Annotated in this window: 3 protein-coding genes; 1 reads left to right on the top strand and 2 read right to left on the bottom strand. The window is 65.4% G+C overall.

Features of this window, described 5'->3' with window-relative positions:
• Positions 1 to 1251 (bottom strand): DNA mismatch repair endonuclease MutL (gene mutL / locus H928_RS28565; RefSeq protein WP_148293215.1); only part of this gene is annotated, 1251 nt, incomplete at its 3' end.
• A 193-nt stretch (positions 1252 to 1444) separates the two neighbouring features.
• On the opposite strand from mutL, the gene H928_RS0117530 reads away from it, so the two are divergent.
• Entirely contained in the window at positions 1445 to 2089 is a 645-nt protein-coding gene (locus H928_RS0117530) for a VTT domain-containing protein (protein ID WP_043340888.1), read from the top strand.
• 71 nt (positions 2090 to 2160) lie between these two features.
• Here the strand turns inward: H928_RS0117530 and H928_RS0117525 are convergent.
• On the bottom strand, positions 2161 to 2977 hold an 817-nt coding region (locus H928_RS0117525; RefSeq protein ID WP_021027659.1), incomplete at its 5' end, for an N-acetylmuramoyl-L-alanine amidase.

The raw sequence follows: 2977 nt of genomic DNA, 5'->3' as shown, positions 1-2977 counted from the left end.
CGCAGTCTGCGCCTGGGGGGCTGGCGCATAGGCTTGGCCTGGCAAGGCGGTCGGCTGGCCGGCCGTTGCCGGTGTGGGCACTGCGGCCGCAGCGTCCAGCAGCTGCTGGGCACGCGGGGCGGCCAGCGCGTTCTCCACGCCATGCAGCACCGCCTGGTGCACCTCGCGGCTATCGCGAAAGCGCACCTCGATCTTGGTCGGGTGCACATTCACATCGACCCGCATCGGATCGAGGCTGATATAGAGCGCATAGACCGGCTGGCGGGGGCCGTGCAGCACATCTTCATAGGCGGCGCGGGCCGCATGGGTGAGCACCTTGTCGCGCACAAAGCGGCCGTTGACATAGCAGAACTGCTGGTCGGCACGCGAGCGTGCGGCATCGGGCAGACCCGCGCGGCCGCGCACCTGCACATGGCCGGCCTGGTAGTTCACGACAATCGATTGCTCGAGAAAATCGGGGCCCAGCACATCGGCCAGGCGCTTGTCCATCGCGCGCTGCTCCAGCTGCTGCCAGGCGGCGTCGTCGGGCAGGTCTGCATCGCTGCGGAGCGGCAGGGTGGCGCGCCATTGCTCGACCAGCTTGCCCTCATGCCAGATCGCAAAGCCTACGCCCGGGCGGGTGAGCGCATGGCGGCGCACGGCCTCGACGCAATGGGCCAGCTCGGTGGCATCGGTCTTCAAAAACTTGCGCCGCGCAGGCGTGCTGAAGAACAGCTCCTTGACCTCCATCGTCGTGCCGGGGTTGCGGGCGGCGGGGCGCAGCTCGCCACTGCGGGCATCGAGCAGGTAGGCGCTCTCTTGCTGGGCGGGGCGCGAGAGCACGCTCATCTCCGAGACCGAGGCAATGGCTGCCAGGGCCTCGCCCCGGAACCCCATGGTCGCCACCGATTCGAGGTCATGCAGGTTGCGGATCTTGCTGGTCGCGTGGCGGCGCAGCGCAATGGGCAGCTCTTCGCGCGGAATGCCGCAGCCATCGTCTTCGACGGTGATCAGCCGCACACCACCGGCGAGCAGGCGCACGGTGATGCTGGTGGCACCTGCATCGAGCGCATTGTCGACCAGCTCGCGCACGACGGAGGCGGGGCGCTCGACCACCTCGCCGGCCGCGATCTGGCTGACCAGCTCATCGGGCAGATCCTGGATGGGACGGCGCGTGGGCGCAGCGCTGCTGCTACTGTGGGCTGCAGGCGTCAAAGCATCGTTGGGGGCGTCTGCCGGGTCAAGGGAGGCGGGTGCGGTATCTGCGGTCATGCAGGGATTTTAGGCAAAGCCGCCTGGCATTCGGGGTAAAGTGTGCAATCGCCACTTTGGGCCCTGGGGCTGCAGTTCCCTAGCCTGCCTAAGTGGTGATCAAGATGGTTTGCCGCAGGGCCTCAGGGCTGCTGCGGTTTTTGTGTAGAGAGGTTGTGTTTTGGAATTTTTCAGCTGGTTCATCGATGCGGGCATGCATCTGATCGACTTCATCTTGCATGTCGACAAGTACCTGGAAGCTTTTGTAACGACCTATGGCATGTGGGTCTATGCGCTGCTGTTTCTGATCGTCTTTGTCGAGACCGGCGTCGTGGTGATGCCCTTCTTGCCCGGCGATTCGCTGCTGTTTATCGTCGGCGCCATGTGCGGTGCGGGGCTGATGAGTTTTCCGCTGGCTACCGGCTTGCTGTTTGCGGCGGCCTTCCTCGGCGACCAGTGCAATTACCAGATCGGCCACCATTTGGGGCCCAAGGTGTTCAAGTGGGAGAACTCGCGCTGGTTCAACCGCAAGGCCTTTGACAAGGCCCATGCGTTCTACGAGCGCTATGGCGGCATCACCATCATCCTGGCGCGCTTCATGCCGTTTGTGCGCACCTTTGCGCCCTTTGTGGCGGGCGTGGCCAACATGAACCGTGCCAAGTTCATTGCCTACAACCTGATTGGCGCGGCCATCTGGGTGTTTGGCATTTGCGCGGCGGGTTACTTCTTTGGCAACCTGCCCTGGGTCAAGGCCAACCTGGAGAAGATCATCTGGGGCCTGATCCTCGTGCCCGGCCTGCTGGCCATCTTTGGCGCCTGGCGCGCCGGCAGGAACGAGAAGGCGGCTGGCACCGTCTGAGCAGCGACTGCACGATGAGCAAGGGACCGCCGAGGCGGTCCCTTTTTTGTGGCTGCAAAGCGGGGGGAGGCTTATACCGTGCGGTTGCGCGCCAGCGGCGGGTTCTTCGCAAAGTAAGCCTGGATGCCGCGCATGATGGCGTCAGCGAGCTGGTTCTGGTAGGCGGTGGTGCGCAGCTTGGCTTCTTCTTCGGGGTTGCTGATGAAGGCCGTCTCGACCAGCACGCTGGGGATGTCGGGCGCCTTCAACACGGCAAACCCTGCCTGCTCCACGCGGGGCTTGTGCAGGCGGGCGAACTGGCCCAGCTGGCCCAGCACATGGGTGCCGAGCTTGAGGCTGTCATTGATCTGGGCGGTGGTGCTCATGTCCAAGAGCGCGCGCTGCACATGGGCATCGCTGCTGCCAACGCCGGCCACGTTCAGGCCGCCCACCATGTCGGCCTGGTTCTCCTTGTTGGCCAGCCAGCGCGCGGCCGAGCTGGTCGCGCCGCGCTCGCTCAGCGCAAACACGCTGGCGCCGTTGGCCGATGGCTTGGTGAACGCATCGGCATGGATGCTGATGAACAGGTCGGCCTGCACACGGCGGGCTTTTTCGACCCGGGTGTTGAGCGGCACAAAGAAGTCGGCATCGCGCGTCATGAACGCGCGCATTGGGTTGCCGCCCACGCTGCTGTTGTTGATGCGCTCGCGCAGCATATGGCCGATCTTGAGCACGATGTCTTTTTCGCGGATACCGCTGGGGCCGGTGGCGCCAGGGTCTTCACCGCCATGGCCGGGGTCGAGCGCGACGATGATGAGGCGGTCGGTGCGCGATGCCGGGCGGCCGCGTGCGGGCGGTGGAGGAGGTGGCGGCGGGGGCGGAGGAGGTGCTGCAGCCACGACGGTGGGC

This window comes from Comamonas sp. B-9 (assembly GCF_000410635.1).
In the GTDB taxonomy this organism is placed as follows: Bacteria; Pseudomonadota; Gammaproteobacteria; order Burkholderiales; family Burkholderiaceae_C; genus Comamonas.
Note: the sequence above shows the minus strand (reverse complement) of the source record. Positions and strands in the feature narration are given on the sequence as shown.